General features: G+C 55.0%; 21 protein-coding genes. 7 read left to right on the top strand and 14 right to left on the bottom strand.

What is annotated here, in order from left to right:
- The first annotated feature begins 120 nt into the window (after nucleotides 1-120).
- Together AK59_RS0117135 and AK59_RS0117130 are read left to right on the top strand one after the other, a co-directional pair.
- Complete coding sequence (locus tag AK59_RS0117135; RefSeq protein WP_029883354.1) at nucleotides 121-1,449, top strand: 2-hydroxycarboxylate transporter family protein; 1,329 nt, start codon at nucleotides 121-123, stop codon at nucleotides 1,447-1,449.
- Nucleotides 1,450-1,570: 121 nt separating this feature from the next.
- Complete coding sequence (locus AK59_RS0117130) at nucleotides 1,571-2,203, top strand: DNA-binding protein (RefSeq protein WP_029883353.1); 633 nt, start codon at nucleotides 1,571-1,573, stop codon at nucleotides 2,201-2,203.
- A gap of 31 nt (nucleotides 2,204-2,234) precedes the next feature.
- On the opposite strand, the gene AK59_RS0117125 is transcribed toward AK59_RS0117130, so the two are convergent.
- A complete protein-coding gene (locus AK59_RS0117125; protein ID WP_029883352.1) occupies nucleotides 2,235-2,534 on the bottom strand; it encodes an ArsR/SmtB family transcription factor in 300 nt (99 codons plus the stop codon).
- 161 nt (nucleotides 2,535-2,695) lie between these two features.
- On the opposite strand from AK59_RS0117125, the gene fusA reads away from it, so the two are divergent.
- Entirely contained in the window at nucleotides 2,696-4,798 is a 2,103-nt protein-coding gene (gene fusA / locus AK59_RS0117120) for an elongation factor G (protein WP_029883351.1), read from the top strand.
- A gap of 88 nt (nucleotides 4,799-4,886) precedes the next feature.
- On the opposite strand, the gene AK59_RS0117115 is transcribed toward fusA, so the two are convergent.
- From AK59_RS0117115 to AK59_RS0117105, 3 genes are all read right to left on the bottom strand, one after another.
- A complete protein-coding gene (locus tag AK59_RS0117115; protein ID WP_029883350.1) occupies nucleotides 4,887-5,312 on the bottom strand; it encodes a DUF3828 domain-containing protein in 426 nt (141 codons plus the stop codon).
- The gene (locus tag AK59_RS0117110) at nucleotides 5,312-5,674 is read right to left on the bottom strand and encodes a hypothetical protein (protein WP_029883349.1); all 363 of its coding nucleotides are present in this window, start codon (nucleotides 5,672-5,674) and stop codon (nucleotides 5,312-5,314) included. Before AK59_RS0117110 ends, AK59_RS0117115 begins: the two co-directional genes overlap by 1 nt.
- Before the next feature lie 125 nt (nucleotides 5,675-5,799).
- Nucleotides 5,800-6,372 (bottom strand): flavin reductase family protein, encoded by a 573-nt coding sequence (locus tag AK59_RS0117105; protein WP_029883348.1) that lies wholly within the window; start codon nucleotides 6,370-6,372, stop codon nucleotides 5,800-5,802.
- 108 nt (nucleotides 6,373-6,480) lie between these two features.
- On the opposite strand from AK59_RS0117105, the gene nhoA reads away from it, so the two are divergent.
- Entirely contained in the window at nucleotides 6,481-7,317 is an 837-nt protein-coding gene (nhoA, locus tag AK59_RS0117100) for an N-hydroxyarylamine O-acetyltransferase (RefSeq protein WP_029883347.1), read from the top strand.
- Nucleotides 7,318-7,432: 115 nt separating this feature from the next.
- On the opposite strand, the gene AK59_RS0117095 is transcribed toward nhoA, so the two are convergent.
- Complete coding sequence (locus AK59_RS0117095; protein WP_029883346.1) at nucleotides 7,433-8,146, bottom strand: isochorismatase family protein; 714 nt, start codon at nucleotides 8,144-8,146, stop codon at nucleotides 7,433-7,435.
- A 229-nt stretch (nucleotides 8,147-8,375) separates the two neighbouring features.
- On the opposite strand from AK59_RS0117095, the gene AK59_RS0117090 reads away from it, so the two are divergent.
- Nucleotides 8,376-8,825 (top strand): hypothetical protein, encoded by a 450-nt coding sequence (locus tag AK59_RS0117090; protein WP_029883345.1) that lies wholly within the window; start codon nucleotides 8,376-8,378, stop codon nucleotides 8,823-8,825.
- Nucleotides 8,826-8,912: 87 nt separating this feature from the next.
- On the opposite strand, the gene narI is transcribed toward AK59_RS0117090, so the two are convergent.
- From narI to AK59_RS0117060, 6 genes are all read right to left on the bottom strand, one after another.
- A complete protein-coding gene (gene narI / locus AK59_RS0117085; RefSeq protein ID WP_013096512.1) occupies nucleotides 8,913-9,593 on the bottom strand; it encodes a respiratory nitrate reductase subunit gamma in 681 nt (226 codons plus the stop codon).
- Nucleotides 9,590-10,285 carry a nitrate reductase molybdenum cofactor assembly chaperone gene (narW, locus tag AK59_RS0117080; RefSeq protein WP_029883344.1) on the bottom strand — a complete coding sequence of 232 codons (696 nt, stop codon included), beginning with the start codon at nucleotides 10,283-10,285 and terminating at the stop codon, nucleotides 9,590-9,592. The genes narI and narW overlap by 4 nt, the downstream gene beginning before the upstream one ends.
- The gene (narH, locus tag AK59_RS0117075; protein WP_029883343.1) at nucleotides 10,285-11,829 is read right to left on the bottom strand and encodes a nitrate reductase subunit beta; all 1,545 of its coding nucleotides are present in this window, start codon (nucleotides 11,827-11,829) and stop codon (nucleotides 10,285-10,287) included. Before narH ends, narW begins: the two co-directional genes overlap by 1 nt.
- The gene (locus tag AK59_RS0117070; protein ID WP_029883342.1) at nucleotides 11,826-15,566 is read right to left on the bottom strand and encodes a nitrate reductase subunit alpha; all 3,741 of its coding nucleotides are present in this window, start codon (nucleotides 15,564-15,566) and stop codon (nucleotides 11,826-11,828) included. The genes narH and AK59_RS0117070 overlap by 4 nt, the downstream gene beginning before the upstream one ends.
- A 67-nt stretch (nucleotides 15,567-15,633) precedes the next feature.
- On the bottom strand, nucleotides 15,634-17,019 hold the full coding sequence (locus AK59_RS0117065; protein ID WP_029883341.1) for a NarK family nitrate/nitrite MFS transporter: 1,386 nt from the start codon (nucleotides 17,017-17,019) through the stop codon (nucleotides 15,634-15,636).
- Between the two features lie 207 nt (nucleotides 17,020-17,226).
- Entirely contained in the window at nucleotides 17,227-17,802 is a 576-nt protein-coding gene (locus AK59_RS0117060) for a TetR family transcriptional regulator (RefSeq protein WP_029883340.1), read from the bottom strand.
- Between the two features lie 116 nt (nucleotides 17,803-17,918).
- Between AK59_RS0117060 and AK59_RS0117055 the strand changes: the two genes are divergently transcribed.
- The gene (locus AK59_RS0117055; protein WP_029883339.1) at nucleotides 17,919-19,391 is read left to right on the top strand and encodes an MFS transporter; all 1,473 of its coding nucleotides are present in this window, start codon (nucleotides 17,919-17,921) and stop codon (nucleotides 19,389-19,391) included.
- A 62-nt stretch (nucleotides 19,392-19,453) separates the two neighbouring features.
- On the opposite strand, the gene AK59_RS0117050 is transcribed toward AK59_RS0117055, so the two are convergent.
- From AK59_RS0117050 to yddG, 3 genes are all read right to left on the bottom strand, one after another.
- Entirely contained in the window at nucleotides 19,454-19,990 is a 537-nt protein-coding gene (locus AK59_RS0117050; RefSeq protein WP_029883338.1) for a dihydrofolate reductase family protein, read from the bottom strand.
- 141 nt (nucleotides 19,991-20,131) lie between these two features.
- Nucleotides 20,132-21,205, bottom strand: a complete 1,074-nt coding sequence (gene ompC / locus AK59_RS0117045) for a porin OmpC (RefSeq protein WP_013096520.1) — start codon at nucleotides 21,203-21,205, stop codon at nucleotides 20,132-20,134.
- Nucleotides 21,206-21,830: 625 nt separating this feature from the next.
- Complete coding sequence (gene yddG, locus AK59_RS0117040; protein ID WP_029883337.1) at nucleotides 21,831-22,709, bottom strand: aromatic amino acid DMT transporter YddG; 879 nt, start codon at nucleotides 22,707-22,709, stop codon at nucleotides 21,831-21,833.
- A gap of 221 nt (nucleotides 22,710-22,930) precedes the next feature.
- Here yddG and fdnG point away from each other — a divergent pair, with 221 nt between their 5' ends.
- Nucleotides 22,931-25,978: a formate dehydrogenase-N subunit alpha gene (fdnG, locus tag AK59_RS0117030; protein WP_114118935.1), complete on the top strand. Its 3,048-nt coding sequence runs from the start codon at nucleotides 22,931-22,933 to the stop codon at nucleotides 25,976-25,978.
- Nucleotides 25,979-25,987 lie beyond the last annotated feature (9 nt).

Raw genomic sequence — 25,987 nt, 5'->3', positions numbered from 1 at the left:
ATGAACCATTTTTATAAATGGCAATTTGAATACGATTAAATATTAAAGCTTTATTAAGTACAGGCCAATTACGATTTATTCCTGTTTATTGATATCCGAACCTACTAATCCGGTGATTATATGAAAGATAATTCTGTAACCACGTCTCCAGTCGCTTCACGTTTTGCTTTTGGGTTGAGCAATGCTGAAGTTGGCGCGGTCCCGTTGATGCTGTTTGTCGGGATCGCGGCCATTGTGGCCACCTCCGCGTGGGCGGGGCTGCTGCCGAAAAACATGATCGGTGGACTCGCGGTGATCATGACGCTCGGTTTCGCCTTTGCCAAAATTGGCCGACAAATCCCGCTGCTGAAAGATATTGGTGGCCCGGCAATATTGTGCCTGATGCTGCCCTCGGTGCTGGTCTATTTTGGCGTATTCGAGAAACACACCCTGGATACGGTTCACCTGTTGATGAAAGAGGCCAATTTGCTCTATTTCGTCATCGCCTGTCTGGTGGTGGGGAGTATTTTGGGGATGAACCGCGTGCTGTTGATCCAGGGGATGATCCGCATGTTCGTTCCACTGGTGGTGGGTACCCTGATGGCCGTGCTGACCGGCTTACTCGTTGGTTCGCTGTTTGGCTATACGCCGTATCACACCTTCTTCTTCATCATCGTACCGATTATCGGCGGAGGGATTGGCGAGGGGATTTTACCGTTGTCGCTGGCCTATTCGGCGATACTGGGTCAGACACCTGACGTGTATGTGGCGCAACTGGCACCCGCCGCCGTAGTGGGGAATATTTTTGCCATTATTTGTGCGGGTACGCTGGCGCGCCTCGGGGCAAAACGTCCCTCGCTTTCAGGCAATGGCATGTTAACCCGCAGCAAAGATGACACAAGCCTGTTTGCCAGCGCGCAGAGCGTACAGCAGACGGATTTCCATCTGATGGGGGGCGGGCTGCTGATGGTGTGTGCGTTTTTTATCGTTGGCGGACTGTTTGAGAAGCTGGTGCATATTCCCGGCCCGGTATTGATGATCCTCATCGCCGTGCTGTGCAAATACTTCAAGGTGATCCCGGCCTCCATGGAGCAGGGGGCGCACAGTTGCTATAAATTTGTCTCCGCTGCGCTGGTCTGGCCGTTGATGATTGGTCTCGGCATGCTGTACGTGCCGCTCGAGAGCGTGGTGTCGGTCTTTTCGGTGGGATACGTGGTGGTGTGCGGTTCGATCGTCATCGCAATGGCGCTGAGCGGCTATTTTATTGCGTCGCGCCTGAATATGTACCCGGTGGAAGCGGCGATTGTCACCTGCTGTCATAGCGGGCTGGGCGGGACAGGAGATGTGGCAATTCTTTCCGCGTCTAACCGCATGTCGCTGATGCCGTTTGCCCAGATTGCGACCCGCATTGGCGGTGCGTCGACGGTGATTTTCGCCACGCTTCTGATGGGCTGGTTAATGGCGCACTGATCCCGGATGTCAGAAGACTGAATCGCAACGACATTTTCAGCACGCCGTTGCGGTTCAGTTCTTTATAAATATCACTGCGCTGGATAGAATTACCGCATTCACAGCGACGGGAAACCGCACGATGACCGGAAGAGTTGATTACCAGATTGAAAAATTTCTCTTTACCGAAGCCGCCGAACCGGAGCGTCTGACGCGTCAGTGGGCGGAGGTACTGGAAGAGTGTCGGGAGCAACAGGCCGGTGCAGAAGAACGCCTGCGTCTGGCGCTGCTGAATGTGGATTACGTCACCAGCTTTGAGCTTCCTTTCCGGTTACTCCTCACCCGCGCCCCGCAGTTAATTGACGGCCTCAGAAAAGAGCTTCAACTCAGCCAAAAAAATGTGCTTTTTAACGGCAAGCGCTTCGGCTGTGTTTATAGCCTGAAAATGAATCTGGACGGGATCCCCGATGAATTTAACTACCACCTGAAAACGCGTATCCAGCGCAGTGATAGCGAAGGGGGGAGCGAAGTGCCGTACCGGCAAATCGCCCAGCAGGTGAAAGCGCCCCGTGAGCGATTAAAGTTAGCGCTGGAAAACGGGCTCGCGGTAACCGCACTCGACGGGCTTTTCTGGTTCGGCATTCAGCGCATCGCGGCCGATGTGCAACGGTTGCGCAAAACGGGGATGAGAATAACCACCTCCGGGACCGAGGTCTTTGATACGCTGACCAGCACCCGACGGCAGATCCCGGTCTATCGTCAGGAAAAAGCGTAGCGTTGCCACGGATATTAACGTAACCGCAGGGCTATACAGCCCGCAGCAATATCGCCATCAACCCAGGAAAACGGGCATCCAGATCGTCTCTTCGCAGTGAAATCATATTCTCTCGCCCCTGCGGGCGCTGCCAGATAACGCCGCTGTCGCGTAGCACGCGCCAGTGGTGGGTCATGGTGGATTTCACCACATCGTCCGGGCGCAGCGCGTTGCAGCTCAGTTCACTGCCATCGGCCAGCCTGCGGATAATCGATAGCCGGAGCGGGTTGCCGAGAGCAAACAGCACATTTTCCAGCAGTATTTGTTCAGGTTCGGGGTGGTTTGGGATCATCGTTTTCCTGCGTCAACGTTCAGATTGAGCTATATCAACAATAGGTCAACCGTGAAAAAATAGTTCGATAATACTCGTACAATAGGACTATTATAGCAAACGAACACACAGGCGACCATCCCGGTCGTCACAACTCAGTCTTACAGACTTAAGGAAATATTATGCCCCGACCCATCCCTCTCGAACGTTATCGCAACATCGGTATTTCCGCGCATATCGATGCCGGTAAAACGACAACCACCGAACGCATCCTGTTTTACACCGGGATGAGCCACAAGCTGGGTGAAGTACACGATGGCGCGGCAACAACCGACTGGATGGCGCAGGAGCAAGAGCGCGGGATCACCATTACCTCCGCGGCCGTCAGCTGCTTCTGGCCGGGTATGGACAGAGGGTTTGAACCGCACCGGATCAATATCATCGACACCCCGGGGCACGTGGATTTCACCATTGAGGTGGAACGTTCCATGCGCGTGCTGGACGGTGCCGTCATGGTGTACGACTCCGTGGGCGGCGTGCAGCCACAGTCAGAGACCGTCTGGCGTCAGGCGAATAAGTATCATGTGCCGCGCCTGGCGTTCGTCAACAAAATGGACCGTCCGGGTGCCGATTTCTTCCGCGTCGTACGGATGATGCAGGAACGCCTGAAGGCGAATCCGGTGCCTATTGTGATCCCTGTGGGCGCGGAAGAGCATTTCACCGGCGTGGTGGATCTCATCAAGATGCGTACCATTGTGTGGGATGATGCCACACAAGGCATGGTGTTTAACTATGCGCCGGTACCGGACGAATTGCTGAGCACCGCGCAGGAGTGGCGGGAAAAAATGGTCTCTGCGGCAGCAGAAGCCAGCGACGCGCTGATGGATAAATACCTGGAGACGGGCGACCTTGATGAGGCTGAGATCATCAAAGGGCTGCGTATTCGGACCATCTCCGGTGAAATCCAGCCGATGCTGTGCGGCAGCGCCTTTAAAAACAAAGGGGTACAGCGCATGCTCGATGCGGTGATTGAGCTGATGCCATCGCCGCTGGATGTACCGGCCATCGACGGTGTGGACGAAAAAGGGCAGCATGCGGAGCGTCATCCAAGTGATGAAGAGCCGTTTTCTGCGCTGGCGTTCAAACTGATGAGCGATCCGTACGTCGGGCAGTTGACCTTTATCCGAGTTTATTCAGGCGTGTTGAGAAAAGGCGACGCGGTGTATAACCCGGTGAAGGGCAAGAAAGAGCGTATCGGACGCATCGTGCTGATGCATGCCAACGATCGTCACGAAGTGGACGAGCTGCGCGCCGGTGATATTGCGGCCTGTGTGGGTCTGAAGGATGTGACCACCGGGGACACGCTCACCGATCCGAATGCGGTTATCACGCTTGAGCGAATGGAGTTCCCGGACCCGGTGATCTCCCTTGCCATCGAGCCAAAAACCAAGGGCGATCAGGAGAAAATGGGCATTGCCCTGCAACGCCTGGCGGCGGAAGATCCGTCTTTCCGTCTGCATACCGATGAAGAGTCCGGCCAGACGATTATTTCCGGTATGGGTGAGTTACATCTTGAGATTATCGTCGATCGCATGAAGCGTGAGTTTGGTGTCGAGGCAAACATCGGCCGTCCGCAGGTGACCTACCGCGAGACGCTGCGCAAAGCGGTGAAAGATATTGAAGGCAAATTTGTCCGGCAGTCCGGTGGTAAAGGGCAGTACGGGCATGTGGTCCTGAGCCTTGAGCCGTTAGAGCCTGGCAGTGGCTTCAAGTTTGAAGATGCCACGAAGGGTGGCGTGGTGCCGCGTGAGTATATTCCCTCTGTGGAAAAAGGGCTGCGCGAAGCCATGAACAGCGGCGTGCTGGCGGGGTATCCGGTTGTCGATGTAAAAGCGACCCTGACCTTTGGGTCGTATCACGACGTCGACTCCTCGGAAATGGCGTTCCGCATGGCGGCGATCCTCGGGTTTAAAGAGGGCGCTCGCAGAGCGGATCCGGTGATCCTTGAGCCGGTGATGCATGTCGAGGTGGAAACGCCGGAAGAGTATGCCGGTAATATTATGGGCGATCTCTCATCCCGTCGTGGCATGGTGCAGGGCATGGAAGAGCAGTACGGCAGCCAGATTATCCGCGCTGACGTGCCGCTGGCAGAGATGTTTGGATACGCCACCACGCTGCGCTCGATGTCGCAAGGCCGCGCGACCTACACGATGGAGTTCCACCATTTTGCGGAAGCACCGCGCAATGTGGCGGATGAGATTATTGCCCGGCGTGCGAAGAGTTAATTAATTACACATGGTAGTCGTTGGGCTACCATGTGTTTTTGAGCCTGCCACTGAGTTATACAAAAAGCCCTTCTTTTCTTTCATCGTTTTACTTAATCAGCGTAGCCGATCGAACTTTCCATTTTCCTTTTTCCTGGACGAGACAATCTGCGACAACATGATCTTGCGTTTTACCAAATGCGAGATAGACATTTGTGCATACGGCATCAAAATCTGAATGCAAGACTGTTATCTGATCCCAGTCCTCATTCCAGTCCTGAGATTTGATGAACATATCCGCATCAGGCATATCTTTTTCGTTACTGTCGCCTGAGTACATTGCTTTAATTGCTGCAACGGTCTCAGAGGTAACGTAATCATTCATGATGTCTGGATTGAGGACTGGCGGTTTGTCCTGATTCAACTGCGCGATATACCATTGATTAAATGTAAGAGCTGCCACTGCCGGTGCATCACTGCTATCAGCGACTGCGAACGGTGACAGGGCGAAAAGTAAAAAGAAGCGTCTTTTCATTAGTTATGCCTGAATAATTCATAATGTGGCTGTATGTTGCGGTATGCCTGTCCTGGGTACATGGTGCGTTGTACAAAATCGCTAATCCACTGTTGCCCATCGTATATACAAACGTGGCCACTATCGTGACCCACAATATTTTGAATAACGGCTACGTCACCTGCATGCGGTTGATCATATACCAGGCGGAAGCCAGCGTTGACTAATGTCAGCCCCATATCTTTTGCAAGACGCGTATTGGGGATTTTTAATCTTCCTCCCACTCTGATTGCTTTTGTGACGTAGTGAGCGCAATAACCTGTGCTCCGAGGTTGGGCATGAGATTTGGCATACGAGATTGCACCATCTTTATTCCATGACATTGATATTTCCTTAATGAGAGATTGCTAATGCAACAATCCGGAAATATCCTCTGTTTTACATCGTTATGGTAAACATAAAATGCCATAGAAGTTTTATATAATTCAGTGGGATACAATTAATAATATCAATCCAGCGCCTTCACCATTTTCCCACTCGTCACAAACGTCCCGGCTCCCAGATGGTGCAGGGTATTCAGCTTATCCCCGTCAAACTGCCAGCGTCCGGCGACAAACGCGCGTTCATCGGCGGCGGCTGAAACCACTTCCCCGAACAGCGTATCGTACTTTTCTGCCGCGGATGTAACGGGTAATAACCGGCACTCCATCCAAGCCAGACATTTCTCTTCAATGACGGGCAGGCCGAGTGCCGGACCGTTCACCACCGGGATGCCGTAGCAGTTGAATTTGTCTTCGTCGCGCCCGCTAACGCTACCGACCGCGTAGGTCCAGTTGGCGGCGGACACGCCGGGAATGACGATGCCAAATTGCCCGCTGCGTTCAATCAGTTCACGCGACCAGGTGCTTTTATCCACCACAATGGCGATACGCGGTGGTTCAAATTCAACCGGCATCGACCACGCGGCAGCCATAACGTTACGCCTGTCCAGGGTTTCATCCCGACTGGTGATAAGCACGGTGGGGCCATGGTTTAAAAGACGGCTGGCATGACGTAATTCAACAGGGCGAAAGTGGTTCATAGGGTCTCCTCATCAATAACGATGAGTATGGCGAAAAAGCACGGAAATCAAAGTGGACGCGTGAAATTAGTTTATAAACAGAACATCACTGTTAAAGGAAACTGATGCATGTCCCCATTTCTGACTGCCTATTTCGCCCGCATCGGCTGGAAACAACCGGCTACTGTTGATATCGACACCTTGCGCGCGCTGCATTTACATCACAACTGTGCGATCCCGTTTGAAAATATCGATGTCGTTCTGCCGCGCGAAATACAGCTCGACGATCAAAGCCTTGTCGACAAACTTGTTAAGGCGCGTCGCGGGGGGTATTGCTTTGAACAAAATGGCTTGTTTGAGCGCGTGTTGCGCGAAGTCGGGTTTACGGTGCGCAGCGTGCTGGGACGTGTGGTATTAGCGAATCCACCGCAAATGCCGCCGCGCACGCATCGCCTGTTGCTCGTCGAACTTAACGGCGAGCGCTGGATTGCCGACGTTGGGTTTGGCGGCCAGACGCTGACGGCACCGATTCGTCTGCTTGCCAACGAAGAGCAGGAGACGCCGCACGGTCTGTATCGTCTGCTGAGCGAGGGGAACGACTGGGTACTACAATTCCGTCACCATGAGCACTGGCAGTCGATGTACCACTTTGACCTGACGACACAATATTTCAGTGATTACGTCATGGGGAATTTCTGGTCGGCGCACTGGCCGCAGTCCCATTTCCGCCATCATCTGCTGATGTGCCGCCATCTGCCTGACGGCGGCAAACTGACGCTGACCAACTTCAACTTTACCCACTGGCAAAAGGGCCATGTGGAGGAGCAGATCCATCTTCCCGATGTTGCGGCGCTGTATCAGTTGATGCAGGAGCGCTTCGGGCTGGGTGTTGACGATCCGAAGCACGGTTTTTCACTGGCGGAGCTGACGGCGGTGATGGCTGGTTTTGAAACTCACGGAAAATAGCCGCCTCGCTATCGGCCGCGAAACTCGCGCCGATGGCGAGAAGGCGAGGTGTTATTAAGCCTCCGTGTGCCAGCCAGTATAGAGACCTGGCTGGCGACGGGGATCAAGTCCGGTCTTATTCTGTGACTGGCAGCGCCATAACGTCTTTGGTCGTCATAATCTCGGCAAACACATCGGCAACACCGGCTAATGCCGCACGTTGCAGCGCTTTGTGGTCCACCACGCCACCCTGACCATCATCCAGATCGCGTGTTGCTGTCGCATCTTCAGGGATAATCACGTTATAGCCCAGCGGAACAGCGTCACGTGCGGTAGAGGAAATGCACATGTGCGTCATCAGGCCAATGACTATCACCTTTTTGATCCCTTTTTTCTTTAATTGCGCATCCAGATCGGTGCCAACAAAAGAGCTCGGGGTCGCTTTGGTGATAATGGCATCGCGTGCAGAAGGCTGTAGGTCTTGATGGAACTTGGCATAAACAGACCCTTCGGCAAACAACGGGCTATCCTTTGGCGCTATATGGCGCACGAAGTACACCGGCATCCCCTTTTGATGGGCATAGCTAACCAGCTTTTGACTGTTCTTCAGTACCTTATCGCCATCAGGGATCACCATCTGACCACGAAAATCTTTACCTGCGTAATATTCGTTTTGGATATCCACCACGATTAACGCCGTTTGTGAGGCGGATAAAGACGAAGTCGCCGTTGCGCCTGTCATTGCACGAATGGTTTTGCTATTCGTGCCGGTCGTTTCCTGCGCGCTAGCATAAGTGGAAAAAGTGCTCATCATGCCGATCAGCAATGCTGTACGAAAAAATGGTTTCATCACGCGAACTCCTTCTGTGTTGTGTTCGGGAGCCATTATTCCGCACAGTTGCTCACAGTATGAGTCACCTGGAGGACCAATAACGATACTTTTGGGCCATTATGAGAGGATATTTCGTGGTGGAATTTTCTTCTGCAAAGCGGCATGCTTCAGCCTTCATCGCCCGGTGGCGGCTACGCCTTACCGGGCCTACAGCCCACGCGGCGGCATCATTCGAAGGCATGTTGATATGGAAATCGTTCTGCGAAATAAATTCAGTTCATTGGGTATGTTGCTGGGAGGAATTGCACTCATTCTCTCAATCGTCCAGTTTTCATTCGGCCCGTTTTCGTCAAAGCCGCCAGCGCTTGAAGTTATGGTTGCTGAGAAGGTTTCGGCTGTAAAACAAGGGATAATTGCGGGGCTAAAGGGGGAGCGTCCTGCTGCCCGAACAGAAAAAACAACGGTCGATATCGACCGCATTCTTCTTAATACCGGGATTATTCTCGCTGTTGTGGCTCTGGGGCTTTCGTTCATCGGAGGGATGTGCAAGGAGAGCCGTTGGGGGATCTCCGGGGCACTTCTTTTCTCAGGGCTAACGCTAACGTTCCATGCTGTGCTACTTGCATTCGGATTGATCGTCGCGGTGCTGTTGCTGTTATTTATTCTCTCTCTGATAACCGGAGGGTCAGTAAGTTGACATTAAAGCCCGGTGGCGGCTACGCCTTACCGGGCCGACAGGTGCTTGAACGTAGGTCGGGTAAGGCGAAGCCGCCACCCGACAAAATCAACGGCGCGACCTCACCACCTGATACCGACGGGTAAAGTACTCAAACGGTGCGCTCCACACGTGCACCAAGCGGGTGAACGGGAAGATAAGGAAAATCGTCATCCCCAGCACCAGATGAACGCGGAAGATCGGCGCCACGCCGCTCAGCATTTCTGACGAACCTCCCTTAAACGTCACAATTCCCTGCGCCCAGCCGACCAGCTTCATCATCTCGCTTCCGTCAGGATACTGTGCGGAGAAGGGGATGGTGGTCAGCCCCAGAATGCACTGTATCAGCAGGATACTCATGATGATGATATCCGGCGTGGTGGAAGTGGCGCGCACCCGCTGGTTGAACAGGCGGCGAATCAGCAGCATGGACCCGCCAATCAGCGTCAGCACGCCGCAAATCCCCCCAGCAATCATGGCTAACTGCTGCTTAACCGCGACGGGTAAAAACCAGGCATACATCCAGTGCGGAGTTAGCATGCCGAACAGGTGTCCGAAGAAAATCCCCAGGATCCCAATGTGAAACAGGTTAGAGGCCCAGTTCATACCGCGTTTGCTGAGCATCTGGCTCGATGAGGCGCGCCAGGTGTATTGCCCGTAGTCGTAGCGCAACCAGCTGCCGAGGAAAAACACGGTGGCGCAGATGTAGGGGTAAATGTCATAGAAAAAGACGTTCAGGTAATGTGTCATTTTGGGCCTCCGGCGCTGACGTCTACGTACTGCGGCGCGACGTCCTGGCTAAAGCGTCGTTGATAGTGCTGCATCGGCGAGCTGTCGCACGATGTGGCGTTGTCTTCGATAAACTTGACCTGTTCCTCTTCCCAGACGGCGTCCAGCGCCTGGCGGGTATCATCGCGTTTCTCCGTGGCCACCTGTTTCGCCACGCTGTCGCTGGAAAGCCGCGTTCCGGCCAACACCAGCAGGGCATCGAACAGCTGATAATGGGCCACGCCGCGCTGCTTCAGACGCCCGCCAATCAGCGCCAGGATAGGCGCGACGTTCTGCACCCCTTCGCGCGCCTCGTCGTCCGTAACGATGCTTAGGTACTCCAGATAGAGCGGCAGATAGTCCGGCAGTTCGCGGCAGTCAAGCTGTAGCCCGGCTTTCTCATACTGCCCCATGAGGTCAACCATCGCCTGACCGCGATCGCGAGATTCAGCGTGAACATGCTCGAACAGCAGCAGCGAGGTCGCGCGGCCACGTTCAAATACCTCGCACCACTCGGCCTGTTTATCCAGCAGCGGGGCGCTCAGGTGCTGACGGGCAAACGACAGCAGCATGGGGGCGTCCTGCTCAATGAGCGAAAGCGCTTCCTCGCGATTTTCCCACAGAGTCTCATCGGGATACTCAATCAGCAGCGCGATGATTTTGAGGATCTGCATTACTCTCCCTCCCCATGTTCGCGCACCTCGGTGATGTTGATGGCATCAATCCGGCTGCTGTTGAAGAGGTTAAATTTGGTGTCAGAGCCGTGGCAGCCGTCGCCAAAAGTGAAGCCGCAGCCGTTACGTTCCGGGAAGGCATCGCGCGCCATTTCACGGTGGCTGGTGGGGATCACGAAACGATCCTCATAGTTGGCGATGGCCAGATAGCGGTACATCTCTTCAACCTGTTCCACGGTAAGGCCTACCTCCTCAATCGCACGGGTGTCCGTGACGCCTTCTACCGTCTGGGAGCGCTTGTAGTGTCGCATCGCCATCATGCGTTTAAGGGCGCGCAGCACCGGACCGGTATCCCCCGCGCTAAGCATGTTCGCCAGGTACTGTACCGGGATGCGCAGGCTTTCCACCGCAGGCAGGACGCCGTCGCTCTGCGGCAGGCCGCCTGCGTCAGCGTAGGACTGGATCGGTGACAGCGGCGGCACATACCAGACCATCGGCAGGGTGCGGTACTCGGGGTGCAGCGGCAGGGCGAGCTTCCAGTCCATCGCCATTTTGTAGACCGGGGAGCGCTGGGCCGCATCAATCACGTTCTGCGGAATACCCTGTTTCAGCGCTTCTTCAATCACCGCCGGGTCGTTCGGGTTGAGGAACACGTCGCACTGGCGTTCGTAGAGATCGGTTTCATGCTCGGTGCTGGCGGCCTCCTCAATACGGTCCGCGTCATACAGCAGCACGCCGAGATAGCGGATGCGCCCGACGCAGGTTTCCGAGCAGACGGTCGGCTGGCCGGATTCAATGCGCGGGTAGCAGAAGATGCATTTTTCTGACTTGCCGCTCTTCCAGTTGAAGTAGATCTTTTTGTACGGACAACCGCTGATGCACAGACGCCAGCCGCGGCATTTGTCCTGATCAATCAGCACAATGCCGTCCTCTTCGCGCTTGTAAATGGCGCCGCTCGGGCAGGTGGCGACGCAGCTTGGGTTCAGGCAGTGCTCGCACAGGCGCGGCAGGTACATCATGAAGGTGTTTTCAAACTGGCCGTACATCTCTTTCTGGATCTTCTGGAAGTTACGGTCGCGGGCGCGTTTTTCGAATTCGCCGCCCAGCAGCTCCTCCCAGTTGGGTCCCCAGACGATCTTGTCCATCCGCTTGCCGTCAATCAGCGAGCGCGGGCGAGCGGTAGGGAGGTGATCCCCCTCCGGCGCGCGGTGCAGATCCTGATAATCGAAGGTGAAAGGCTCATAATAATCGTCAATCTGCGGCAGGACGGGGTTAGAAAATATTTTCGACAGCACCCCCATTTTGCCGCCGAGACGCGGCGTCAGCTTACCGTGAATACCGCGGATCCAGCCGCCTTGCCACTCTTCCTGGTCTTCCCAGTTTTTCGGGTAGCCGATCCCCGGTTTGGTCTCGACGTTGTTAAACCACGCATACTCCATCCCTTCACGCCCGGTCCAGACGTTTTTACAGGTGACCGAGCAGGTGTGGCAGCCAATGCATTTATCGAGATTCAGTACCATGCCAACCTGTGAACGTATTTTCATTTTTTCGTCTCCTGTACCTGATCCCGACCTTCGCCATCCAGCCAGTTAATGTTTTTCATTTTGCGGATCATGATGAACTCGTCGCGGTTGGAGCCAACGGTGCCGTAATAGTTGAAGCCGTAAGCCAGCTGCGCGTAACCGCCTATCATGTGCGTCGGTTTCGGGCAGACGCGGGTCACCGAGTTATGAATACCGCCGCGCCTTCCGGTCACCTCGGAACCCGGAATGTTAAGAATGCGCTCCTGGGCGTGGTACATCATGGTCATACCCGGCGGCACGCGCTGGCTCACCACCGCGCGGGCGGTGAGGGCGCCGTTGGCGTTGAAGGCTTCAATCCAGTCGTTGTCCTCAATGCCCAGCTCACGCGCGTCGGTTTCACTGATCCAGACAATCGGCCCGCCGCGCGACAGAGTCTGCATCAGCAGGTTTTCACTGTAGGTAGAGTGGATGCCCCATTTCTGGTGCGGCGTCAGGAAGTTGAGCGCTTTTTCCGGGAAGCCGTTCGGCGGGATCTCGCGCATATGGCTGACGCTGCGGGTATCAATCGGCGGACGGTAAGCCACCAGACTTTCGCCGAAGGCGCGCATCCACGGGTGATCCTGATACAGTTGCTGACGGCCGGAGAGGGTGCGCCACGGGATCAGCTCGTGAACGTTGGTGTAACCCGCGTTGTAGGAGACATGCTCGCTTTCCAGACCGGACCAGGTCGGGCTGGAGATGATTTTACGCGGCTGGGCCTGAATATCGCGGAAGCGGATTTTTTCATCTTCTTTATTCAGCGCCAGGTGGGTGTGGTCGCGTCCGGTCAGTTCGCCCAGCGCCTCCCACGCCTTCACTGCCACCTGACCGTTGGTTTCCGGTGCCAGCGCGAGGATCACTTCGGCGGCATCAATGGCCGTCTCGATACGCGGACGGCCTTTCGCCGGACCGTCGAGCTTGACGTAGTTCAGCTTGCCGAGGAACTCGACCTCGTTTTGCGTGTTCCACGAGATCCCTTTCCCGCCGTTGCCGAGCTTGTCCAGCAAGGGGCCGAGGGAGGTAAAGCGCTCCCAGGTTTCCGGGTAGTTACGCTCGACGACCGCAATGTTCGGCGCGGTTTTGCCGGGGATCAAATCGCATTCTCCTTTGCGCCAGTCCTGAATATCAAACGGCTGGGACAGTTCCGCCGGGGAATCGTGCTGCAGGGGCTGCAACACGACGTCCGTTTCCGTACCGAGATGGCCGACGCACACGTCAGAGAAAACTTTGGCGATGCCTTTGTAAATCTCCCAGTCGCTGCGCGATTCCCACGCCGGGTCGACGGCGGCAGACAGCGGATGAATAAACGGATGCATGTCGGAGGTGTTCATGTCGTCCTTTTCATACCAGGTGGCGGTGGGCAGGACGATGTCAGAGAACAGGCAGGTGCTGGACATACGGAAATCGAGCGTTACCAGCAGGTCGAGTTTGCCCTCAATGGCGTTAGTCTGCCAGTCGACCTCTTCAGGCTTCACGTCATCGGTCGAGCCTAAATCTTCCCCTTGTATCCCGCTTTCGGTGCCGAGCAAATACTTGAGCATGTACTCGTGGCCTTTGCCGGAGGAGCCAAGCAGGTTCGAGCGCCAGACAAACAGATTGCGCGGGTGGTTTTTACCGCTGTCGGGCTGCTCGCAGGCGAAGCGGATATCGCCCGATTTCAACGCCAGTGCGGTGTACTCCTGCGGAGACAGGCCTGCTGCCTCAGCGCGGGCTTTGATGTGCAGCGGGTTGAGGTTGAGCTGCGGCGCCGACGGCAGCCAGCCCATACGCTCGGCGCGGACGTTGAAGTCGATCAGGTGACCGGTGAATCGGGATGCATCCGCCAGCGGAGAAAGCAGCTCCTGCGCCGTCAGCTTCTCATAGCGCCACTGGCTGGCGTGGTTGTAAAAGAACGAGGTGCTGTTCATCTGGCGCGGCGGGCGGTTCCAGTCCAGCGCGAAGGCCAGCGGCAGCCAGCCGGTTTGCGGACGCAGCTTCTCCTGGCCCACGTAGTGCGACCAGCCACCGCCGCTTTGGCCTACGCAGCCGCAGAAGACCAGCATGTTGATCATGCCCCGGTAGTTCATGTCCATGTGGTACCAGTGGTTTACCCCGGCACCGAGAATGATCATCGAGCGTCCATGCGTTTTGTGCGCCGTGTCGGCAAACTCACGGGCAATTTTTTCAATCAGATACGCGGGGACACCGGTGATCTGTTCGCCCCAGGCCGGTGTATACGCTTTGATCTCACCATAATTTTCAGCCGCGTTACTGTCTTCCAGACCACGGTCGAGACCGTAGTTGGCGAGCACCAGATCGTACACGCTGACCACATGTTTCTGGCTGCCGTCGGCAAGCGTCAGGGTTTTACTCGGCACGCGGCGGGTCAGCACTGGCTCCTGTTTCACGCTGCGAAAATGCGGATTCTCATTGCCACCAAAGTAGGGGAAAGCGACATCCGCCACGCTGTCGTGGGTGATCAGCAGGGAAAGGGTCAACTCCGTTTCCTGACCCGCAGCCAGCGATTCCAGGTTCCATTTGCCTTTTTCGCCCCAGCGGAAGCCAATGGAACCGTTAGGAACCACCAGATTACCGGCAATATCAAAGGCGACGGTTTTCCACTCCGGGTTGTTGGCTTCGCCCAGCCCGTCAACAAGGTCGGACGCCCGCAGCATGCGTCCCGGCACCAGACGACCATCGGCCTGCTCATCCAGCAGAACCAGCATCGGCATGTCGGTGTAGCGGCGGCAGTAGTTGAGGAAGTAGTCGCTTGGGTTATCGAGGTGGAACTCTTTGAGGATCACATGTCCCATGGCCATCGCCAGCGCGCTGTCGGTCCCCTGTTTCGGGGCGAGCCACTGGTCGCTCAGTTTGGCAACTTCTGAGAAGTCCGGCGTGATGGCAACGGTTTTGGTCCCTTTATAACGAACCTCGGTAAAGAAATGGGCGTCGGGGGTGCGCGTCTGGGGAACGTTAGAGCCCCAGGCGATGATATAGCTGGAGTTGTACCAGTCGGCGGACTCCGGCACGTCGGTCTGCTCGCCCCAGGTCATGGGCGAGGCGGGAGGCAGGTCGCAATACCAGTCATAGAAACTCAGGCAGGTACCGCCGAGCAGAGAGAGATAGCGGGTACCGGCAGCGTAAGAGACCATCGACATCGCCGGAATAGGCGAGAAACCGGCCACGCGGTCCGGGCCATAATTTTTGATGGTCCAGACGTTGGCGGCGGCAATCAGTTGGTTCAGCTCTTTCCAGTTCGAGCGGATAAACCCGCCTTTACCGCGTGCCTGTCGGTAGCTCTGCGCTTTTTGCGGATCGTTTTGAATGGCATCCCAGGCGAGTACCGGGTCGCTGTGCTGCGCCAGCGCCTCGCGCCAGAGTTCAATCAGCCTGCGACGCACCAGCGGATATTTGAGGCGGTTGGCGCTGTAGAGGTACCAGGAGTAGCTTGCGCCGCGTGGGCAACCGCGTGGCTCATGGTTAGGCAGGTCCGGGCGAGTGCGGGGGTAATCGGTCTGCTGGGTCTCCCAGGTCACCAGTCCGTTTTTGACATAAATCTTCCAGCTGCAGGAGCCGGTACAGTTCACGCCGTGGGTAGAGCGCACAATCTTGTCGAACTGCCAGCGCTGGCGGTAGCTGTCTTCCCAGTCCCGGTTGGTGTGATACACCTGCCCGTGCCCATCGGCGAAACTGTCGCCTTTTGTTTTGAAGTAACGAAAGCGGTCCAGCAGTTTGCTCATGACATTTCTCCTGCTTCGATAGCATGGCCGGAGGGTGCTGCATCACGCTCCGGCGAAGATGTAGTTATTATTTTTGTGAGGATTTACGGCCGTACACCAGCCAGGTGACGAGCACGCAGACGATGTAAAACACGAGGAAGACTTTCATGGCGCCGACCGGCGATCCGGTCATCGCCAGCGAGGTGCCGAAGGCTTTAGGGATAAAAAATCCGCCTACTGCGCCAATGGCAGAGATAAAGCCCAGCGCGGCAGCGGTGTCCGTCACGGCTTCATGCTGCGCCTGTTCATCCGTGCCACCTTGCTTCCTCACCCGGTCGATGGTGATTTGGCGAAAGATAATCGCAATCATCTGGAAGGTTGAGCCGCTGCCCAGCCCGGCGGTGAGGAACAGCCCCATAAAGACCAGATAAAACGCGACAAAGCTGCCGGAGCCCGAGCCGGGCAGGGTCAGGAAGATCAGGGCGCTAAAGATGGCCATAAAGACAAAGTTGATGAGTGTGACGCGCACGCCGCCCAGCCTGTCGGAGATCATCCCGCCCGCTGAACGCGCCAGCGCACCAATCAGTGGGCCAAAGAAGGCAAGGTGAAGAATGTTAACGTCCGGAAACTGGGTTTTCGACAGCATGGCAAAGCCTGCCGAGAAACCGATAAACGAGCCGAAGGTCGCCAGATAGAGCAGGCTCAGCAGCCAGAGATGAAACCGCTTAAGTACCGGAAGCTGGCTGGCGATAGAGGCTTTTGAGCTGGCGATATCGTTCATGCCAATAAACGCCGCAATGGTGGCCAGCAGCAGAAGCGGGGCCCAGATCCAGGCGGCATTCGCCAGCCACATGGTGGATCCGTCCTCCAGAGGCACACCGTTTACCCCCAGAAAGGTGAACATCGGCAGAAAAATGACCAGTGGCGCAATCAACTGCATTACGCTGACGCCCAGGTTTCCCAGCCCGCCGTTGATTCCCAGCGCGCTACCCTGTCTGGATTTCGGGAAGAAAAAGCTGATATTCCCCATGCTGGAGGCAAAGTTAGCGCCCGCAAAACCGCAGAGCAGGGCAATGACGATAAAGACCCAGTAAGGCGTCGCTGTGTTTTGAATGGCAATCCCCAGCCAGACGCAGGGGATAATCAGGATCACGGTGCTCAATACTGTCCAGTTACGTCCGCCAAATATCGGCACCATAAAAGAGTAGGGGACACGCAATATTGCGCCGGAGAGAGAAGGTAATGCCGTTAGCATAAAAAGCTGATCGGTAGTGAAATTAAATCCGACTTTATTGAGGTTAACCGCAATGGCACTAAATAACATCCAGACGCAAAAGGCCAATAGCAAGCAAGCCACAGAAATCCATAGATTTCTTCGCGCGATATGTTTGCCTTTATTCTCCCAGAATTGCGGATTTTCCGGTTTCCAGTTACTTAAAAGATGGTGATGACTTTTCTCACTTTGTTGTGACATATCGCCCTCTTGCTTACCCAAATGGAGATAAAAAATAAGTAAAAACAGCTAGATATGTGAAGGTCTGGTATTGTGGTTATTGGAAGTATTGAGATACATCTGAAAGGATAGATAAAAAAGCGAACCCCAGAGTTTGGAAATGAAATAGGGGTTCGCCTAATGTGTTACTAATTGTAACGGTGGGATTTAATTACTCATAAGGGAGTATTAAAACAACTCCAGAGAAATTAATTTATCAAGATGATTATTAAATGCAGCGTCATCCATTTCAGGCATGTTTAATAGATATATGCCGTCAAGGCCACACACCAGGCCAATTAAACGCCAGGCAATACTTGCTGCCGGGTCACCGGAACGGAATACGCCTGCATTCCTGCCAGCTTCAATAAGGGCAACCGTTTCCTGATGCCACATCTCCATTGTCAGCACATACGCGCCCTTGATCTCTGCGTCGCGGGTTGCGAGGATTTGCGCTTCTCGCCAGAGGCGAATGTAGGGTTCAAACCTGCCGTCATCGCTGCCGAGCATGGCATGTAAACGTGCCCGCCAGCTGGCGTGTTCCCCGAGCACATCCGCATCCAGCAGTTCGCGGATCAGCCGGATAAAGGCCATCGATTTTAACTCACCGCCGGAGGTGAAATGGTGATGCACTTGCCCGGTTGCGACACCGGCTTCGGACGCGATGCGGCGCACCGTCATGGCGGAAAATCCCTCGGCCAGCGCCACGCGCATGGCGGCCTGTAAGATCTCTTCCCGTCTTTCATCCCTGGTCAGATAACCCATTTTCTCTCACTCTTAAATAGCAATGAAACGAGTGTAACAAAGAGCTGGACAAGTGTTCAACATTCCGTAGGATCGCATCCTGGACATGTGTCCATTTTTATATAAAAAGGAAATTTATGTTTCGTCAGTGGTTAGCGTTAGTGATTATCGTGCTGGTGTATATCCCGGTGGCGATTGACGCGACGGTGCTGCACGTGGCGGCGCCTACATTGAGCATGACGCTGGGCGCCAGCGGTAATGAATTATTGTGGATCATCGATATCTACTCGCTGGTGATGGCGGGTATGGTGCTGCCAATGGGCGCGCTCGGCGACCGCATCGGTTTTAAACGGCTGCTGATGCTTGGCAGCACGCTGTTTGGCCTGTCATCGCTGGCGGCGGCCTTTGCCCCCTCTGCGGGCTGGCTGATTGCCGCGCGCGCCTCGCTGGCAATTGGCGCGGCAATGATCATACCGGCAACCCTTGCGGGTATACGCACCTTGTTTATTAACGCGCGAGATCGCAACATCGCGCTTGGCGTCTGGGCCGCGGTCGGGTCCGGCGGGGCGGCGTTTGGTCCGCTGATTGGCGGTATGCTGCTGGAGCATTTTTACTGGGGATCGGTCTTTTTGATCAACGTGCCGATTGTGCTGGTGGTGGTGTCGCTGGCCGCTGTCTATGTTCCGCGTCAGCAAGGGCGCCCAGAGCAGCCGCTGAATATTAGCCATGCCGTCATGCTGATTGTGGCAATTTTGCTGCTGGTCTATAGCGCCAAAACCGCGCTGAAAGGCGGGCTTTCTCCATGGCTGGTGGCCTGTACGCTGCTCACCGGCGCGGTATTGCTGTTTATCTTCGTGCGTATTCAGCTTCGCGCCCGCGTGCCGATGATCGACATGCGCCTGTTTTGCCATCGCATCATTTTAAGCGGGGTGGTGATGGCGATGACCGCCATGATCGCCCTGGTGGGGTATGAATTGTTGATGGCCCAGGAGCTGCAGTTTGTGCATGGCTTTACCCCGTTTGAAGCGGGCATGTTCATGCTGCCGCTCATGGTCGCCAGCGGGTTCAGCGGCCCGATTGCCGGGATACTGGTTGGTCGTCTGGGGCTGCGCATGGTAGCGGCAGGCGGAATGGGGCTGAGCGCCGTCAGCTTTATTGGCCTGTCGATGCTCGACTTCAGCACGCAGCAGTGGCAGGCGTGGTGCCTGATGGTGCTGCTTGGCTTCAGTGCGGCGAGTGCGCTGCTGGCCTCCACCTCGGCAATCATGGCGGCGGCGCCGAAAGAGAAAGCCGCCGCTGCCGGGGCGATCGAAACCATGTCCTACGAACTGGGCGCGGGGCTGGGGATCGCGATATTCCGCAGCTTCTCGGCGTCGATTGAACTACCGCAGGGCTTACCTTCAACGCTGGCTGATAAAGCCTCGTCATCCATTGGCGAAGCGATGAAGGTCGCGCAGGATCTCAGTCCGGCGCTCGGTGAAACCGTCATTGAGGCGGCAAAAACGGCGTTTATCACGTCGCACAGCGTGGCGTTAGGCAGCGCCGGTGGGATGTTATTGCTGCTGGCGATTGGGATTTGGTTTAGCCTGGCGAACGCGCCGCAACAGTAAATGCAAGCCCGAAGGCGCTGCACCTTCGGGCTTTTCACTTCTTCTTCAGCGGCGCGGTGTCGTTATCGCGTCAGCCGATAGTGCGACTGCACCAGACCCGACGGGAAGCTGTGGGTGGATAAAAGCGTCAAATCGATATCCCGGAGCAGCGAGCCGAACAGCGGCTTGCCTGAGCCGATCAGGACAGGAACGGTGGTGATAACCATATCGGCCACCAGTCCTTCGCGCAGAAACGACTGGATCACCTGTCCGCCATCTAAATAGACGCGGTGTGCGTTCTGCGCTGCCAGCTCAGCAAGCGCTTCCTTTGGGGTACAGCGGGAGAACTGCACTTTACCTTTCAGCGCCTCGGGCACCTCGGTGTCAGCCAGCTGACTGGAGAGCACCAGCACGGGGCGGTTATAGGGCCATTGGTCAAAGGCCAGCACTTTCTCATAGCTTCCCCGGCCCATCACAATCCAGTCTTTGTCGGCAATGAACGCATCATAACCATGATCTTCCGTTGGATCATCGCGCTGGAGTAGCCAGCCGATATCGCCATCCTGGCGGGCACTGTAGCCATCAAGACTGACGGCGATAAAAACGTGGGTGGTAATCATTGAGGGCTCCCTGTTCAGGCTGTGACGTTAGGACAGTGACGACAGAGCAGTATACCGGAACCAGGGGATGACGATCAGGAGAGCGGGCTGAGGGGCAAAAAAAAGCCAGCCGCAGGGGCTGGCTTTCTGGTGTGACAAATCTTAGAACTGGTAGGTCAGACCTACAGCAACGATATTGTCGGTAGCGATTTTAGCGTCTTTGGTGAACGCATTGTCGTCCAGCAGGTTGATTTTGTAATCAACATAGGTGGACATGTTTTTGTTGAAGTAGTAGCTCGCGCCAACGTCAACGTATTCCACCAGATCCTGGTCGCCGTAAGAACCGATGTCTTTACCTTTGGATTTCAGGTAAGCGATGGACGGACGCAGACCGAAGTCGAACTGGTACTGAGCCACAACTTCGAAGTTCTGTGCTTTGTTTGCAACGTGACCGTCACCGAAAGCTGTCATGTTACGGGTTTCAGAGTAGGTGGTTGCCAGGTAGATGTTGTTCGCATCGTACTTCAGACCGGCTGCCCATACTTCTGCGTTCTCGCCACCTGCGTTCAGGTCGCTAGCTGCACGAACCTGACGGTCAGTACGGTCAGATTTCGCGTAGGTTGCACCCGCTGCGAAGCCGTCGAATTCATAGGTAGAAGAGAGACCCCAGCCGTCACCGTTAGATTCGGTGATGTCGTTACGGTCGTTTTTACCCTGGTACTGAGCGGCAACGTTCAGACCGTCAACCAGACCGAAGAAGTCGGTGTTACGGTAAGTCGCTACGCCAGTTGTACGGCCAGTCATAAAGCCATCAGTCTGGGTCCAGGTATCGCCACCGAATTCTGGCAGAACGTCAGTCCATGCGCCGATGTCGTACGCCACGCCGTAGTTACGGCCGTAGTCGAAGGAACCGAATTCGTTGAATTTCAGACCTGCGAACGCCAAACGCGTTTTGTTACCGTCAGCACCCTGAGATTCAGAGCGGTTGCCCTTGAACTCATATTCCCACTGGCCATAACCGGTCATCTGGTCATTGATCTGAGTTTCGCCTTTGAAGCCCAGACGAACGTAGGTTTTGTCGCCGTCGTTGTCAGTATCATCAGAAAAATAGTGCAGACCTGTGACTTTACCGTACAGATCCAGCTTGTTACCGTCTTTGTTAAAAACTTCAGCCGCGTTTACAACGCCTGCTGCCAACATGGAAGTGACCGCCACTGCAACTAATTTAAGTTTCATCTTAAATATTCCTTATAATTTTCTTGGGTATTTCCTGAACCACTTCGAACGATTTCCAAACGAGGCTGTTCGTCAATGGCAAGCTATTTTTAAAAATCTTGTAGCCTGCTTTCAATAATAAGTTTCAAAATATTAAAGATAATTTCAATTAGTGTGATCGTGATCGGGTAAATTTCAGCTTTAATGAATAAATTGCCTGAAAATTATGCGATTTGTGCGCGTTTTACCGCCATTTTCGTTGCGGGAAATATAATTATTACCATTTTTATTTCATGGCGGTAATTATCGTTTTTTCCGTGTTTTTATAGTGGCTGTTGAAATCGATGTGTATTAAAATCAGTATGTTATAAGATTAAACGCACGCCGATTCCGATGTGTGAAGTGAATGTTTTGCAGTGAATTATATTATTTTATGCTTTTTCTGACGTGACTGTTTGCTATGCAGTTATTACGTTCCGGTGTCAGTTTATGTCAATTTGCGCGCCATATCTTTACGAACGAGAGTTAATATAAACAGAAACTAAACCGCTTTCTATTATTTTGCTGAAGAGTGAATGGGCGATCACATATTAATTTTATGTTAATTATGTGGCCGGGTTGTAATTAACCCGGCATCAGGAAAAGATTATTTTCGTGTGGCGTACCAGCACAGCAGAGAACCCACACAGACCATGATGGCGCCTTGCCAGAAGGAGAAGGAAAGTGGGGCGCTCAACAACAGCGCCGCCAGCGCAGCGGATAAGACCGGGGTAAAATAGGACACGGCTGCCAGCACAGTGACGTTACCGTGAAGGATCCCAATATTCCACGACGCATAGCCCAGCCCCAGTGCGACGCCGCACATGAGTAATTTCACCACCACCGGAACGCTGAACACCATTTCCGGTTGATCGCTTAGGGCATATTTCACCCACAAACTCAGCGCGGTAAGCAACACAAAGAGCGTGATCCCGTTTTGTCCTTTGGCATATTTACTGGTTACCGTGCAGTACGCCGCCCAGATAAACGCGCCGGCAAATGCAAGGGCATAGCTGAGGGGGCTGGAAACAACATTGCGGATAATCTCATTCACCTGCAACCCCTGTTCGCCGCCCAATACCCAGCACACACCGAGTAAAGAGAGGGCTAATCCGGGGATCACCCACAGGGACGATTTCTGCCCGTTAAACAAAATGGCAAACACAATGGTCAGACTTGGCCAGAGATAATTCACCATGCCGACTTCAATCGCCTGTGAACGCGTAGCCGCATACCCTAACGACAGCGCCAGACAAATTTCGTAGCTCACAAACAGGAGGCTGCCGGCAATAAGATAGCGGGGAGTGAAGCGCCGGATTTGAGGAAATCCTACCGTCACCAGACAGAGTAAGCCGCTGACGGTATAGATCATGGCGGCACCCCCCACAGGCCCAAGCCCTTCACTCACGCTGCGAATGAGCCCCACCATGGTGCTCCATAACAAGATTGCTGCCAGCCCAATCAGCGTTGCTCTTTTTCTGTCCATACCCTTGCCATTACTCTCAAAACCAAAGGCAAAACTTATAGCACCGATCGCGCCCCGGTCGCGAATTATTCTCTTAAGCCGTTAATCAAAAAGAGGTATTTAAATGCGAGATGGCTGACTATTAAGGGGGCGAACACCGACGACCTTGATTTGACGCAAAAAAAACAGGGGCTTTGCTGTTAGTTTGCGGCGCGAAGTCTTATCCGTAAATGAGGACAACAATGGACGTCAGCCGCAGACAATTTTTTAAAATCTGCGCGGGCGGTATGGCCGGAACAACAGCCGCGATGCTGGGATTCGCTCCCAAAATGGCGCTGGCTCAGGCGCGCAACTATAAACTGCTGCGTGCCAAAGAGATCCGTAACACCTGCACATACTGCTCCGTGGGTTGTGGGCTTTTAATGTATAGCCTGGGCGATGGCGCGAAGAACGCCAGAGAGGCCATTTATCATATTGAAGGGGATCCGGACCATCCGGTGAGCCGTGGGGCACTCTGCCCGAAAGGGGCGGGACTGCTGGACTACGTTCACAGCGATAACCGTCTGCGCTATCCGGAATACCGCGCGCCGGGTTCCGACAAATGGCAGCGTATTTCCTGGGATGAAGCCTTCTCCCGGATTGCCAGACTGATGAAAGCCGACCGCGACGCCAACTTCATTGAGAAGAACGCGCAGGGCGTGACGGTGAACCGTTGGCTCTCTACCGGCATGCTGTGCGCCTCGGCGGCCAGCAATGAAACCGGCATGCTAACGCAAAAATTTGTTCGCTCCCTCGGGATGCTGGCGGTTGATAACCAGGCGCGCGTCTGACACGGACCAACGGTAGCAAGTCTTGCTCCAACATTTGGTCGCGGTGCGATGACCAACCACTGGGTTGATATCAAAAACGCCAACGTCGTGATGGTGATGGGTGGCAACGCTGCGGAGGCCCATCCGGTGGGGTTCCGCTGGGCGATGGAAGCGAAAAACAATAACGATGCGACGCTTATCGTCGTCGATCCGCGCTTTACGCGTACGGCATCGGTGGCCGATATTTATGCACCGATCCGCTCCGGTACGGACATTACATTCCTGTCGGGCGTGCTGCTGTATCTGATAGAAAACAATAAAATCAACGCGGAGTACGTAAAACACTACACCAACGCCAGCCTGCTGGTGCGGGATGATTTTGCCTTCGATGAGGGGCTGTTCAGCGGCTATGACGCGGACAAACGTCAGTACGATAAATCGTCCTGGAACTACCAGTTCGATGAAAACGGCTATGCCAGACGCGATGAAACCCTGAGCCATCCACGCTGCGTGTGGAACTTGCTGAAACAGCACGTTTCCCGCTATACGCCGGACGTAGTAGAAAACATCTGCGGTACGCCAAAAGCCGACTTCCTGAAAGTGTGTGAGGTGCTGGCCTCTACCAGTGCCGCCGACAGAACCACCACGTTCCTGTACGCGCTGGGCTGGACGCAGCACACCGTTGGTGCGCAGAACATCCGTACCATGGCGATGATTCAGCTGCTGCTCGGCAATATGGGCATGGCGGGAGGCGGGGTAAATGCCTTGCGCGGTCACTCCAACATCCAGGGCTTAACCGATCTGGGGTTACTCTCGACCAGCCTGCCGGGTTACCTGACGCTGCCGTCGGAAAAACAGGCCGATCTGCAAACCTATCTCACGGCCAATACGCCAAAAGCGACGCGTGCGGAGCAGGTGAACTACTGGAGCAACTATCCGAAGTTCTACGTCAGCCTGATGAAATCGTTTTATGGCGATGCGGCGCAGAAAGAGAACGACTGGGGCTTTGAGTGGCTGCCGAAATGGGACCAGGCCTACGACGTCATCAAGTATTTCAACATGATGGATAAGGGCAACGTCACGGGCTATATCTGCCAGGGCTTTAACCCGGTAGCGTCCTTCCCGGACAAAAACAAAGTGGTTCGCAGCCTGAGCAAGCTGAAGTACATGGTCGTTATCGATCCGCTGGTGACGGAAACGTCTAACTTCTGGCAGAACCACGGCGAGATGAACGATGTGGAGCCCGCATCAATTCAGACCGAGGTCTTCCGCTTGCCGTCTACCTGTTTTGCCGAGGAAGACGGGTCGATCGCCAACTCCGGTCGCTGGTTACAGTGGCACTGGAAGGGGCAGGATGCGCCGGGTGAAGCGCGTAATGACGGTGAAATTCTGGCCGGGATTTACCATCGCCTGCGTGAGATGTACCGCACCGAAGGCGGCAAAGGCGCTGAACCGTTGCTGAAGATGAGCTGGAACTATAAGCAACCGGATCATCCTGAATCCGAAGAGGTGGCCAAAGAGAACAACGGCGTGGCGCTGGCCGATCTCTATGACGCCAACGGCAATCTGGTGGCGAAGAAAGGCCAGCTGCTGAACAGCTTTGCGCTCCTGCGCGATGATGGTTCCACCGCGTCGTCCTGCTGGATCTACACCGGCAGCTGGACCGAGCAGGGCAACCAGATGGCCAATCGCGATAACGCTGACCCGTCCGGGTTGGGCAATACGCTGGGCTGGGCCTGGGCATGGCCGCTAAACCGTCGGGTGCTGTACAACCGTGCGTCGGCGGATATCAACGGTAAACCGTGGGATCCGAAACGGATGCTGATCGCGTGGAACGGCGCGAAATGGGCGGGGAATGATATTCCTGACTTCAACACCGCGCCACCGGGCAGTGAGACCGGGCCGTTTATTATGCAGCCGGAGGGGCTGGGACGCCTGTTTGCCCTCGACAAGCTGGCAGAGGGGCCATTCCCGGAACACTACGAGCCGATGGAAACGCCGCTCGGCACGAATCCGCTACACCCAAATGTTATCTCCAGTCCGGTCGTGCGTATCTACGCTGACGACGTGTTGCGTTTAGGCAAAAAGGACAAATTCCCGTATGTGGGAACCACCTATCGCCTGACGGAGCATTTCCACACCTGGACCAAGCATGCGCGGCTTAACGCCATCGCGCAGCCGGAACAGTTTGTGGAGATAAGCGAAACGCTGGCGAAAGCGAAAGGGATTGCCAATGGCGATCGCGTGACGGTGAGCAGCAAACGTGGCTTTATCCGTGCGGTTGCGGTGGTCACCCGTCGTCTGCAGACATTAAACGTGAATGGTCAGCAGGTGGAAACCGTGGGTATCCCGCTGCACTGGGGCTTTGAAGGTGTGGCGCAGAAAGGCTATCTCGCCAATACCCTGACGCCAAACGTTGGCGATTCCAACTCGCAAACGCCGGAGTACAAGGCGTTTCTGGTCAACATCGAGAAAGCGTAAGGAGCGAGT

The organism is Enterobacter sp. T1-1 (assembly GCF_000710795.1).
Taxonomy (GTDB): Bacteria; Pseudomonadota; Gammaproteobacteria; order Enterobacterales; family Enterobacteriaceae; genus Enterobacter; species Enterobacter cloacae.
This window is presented reverse-complemented; position numbering and strand designations above follow the sequence as displayed.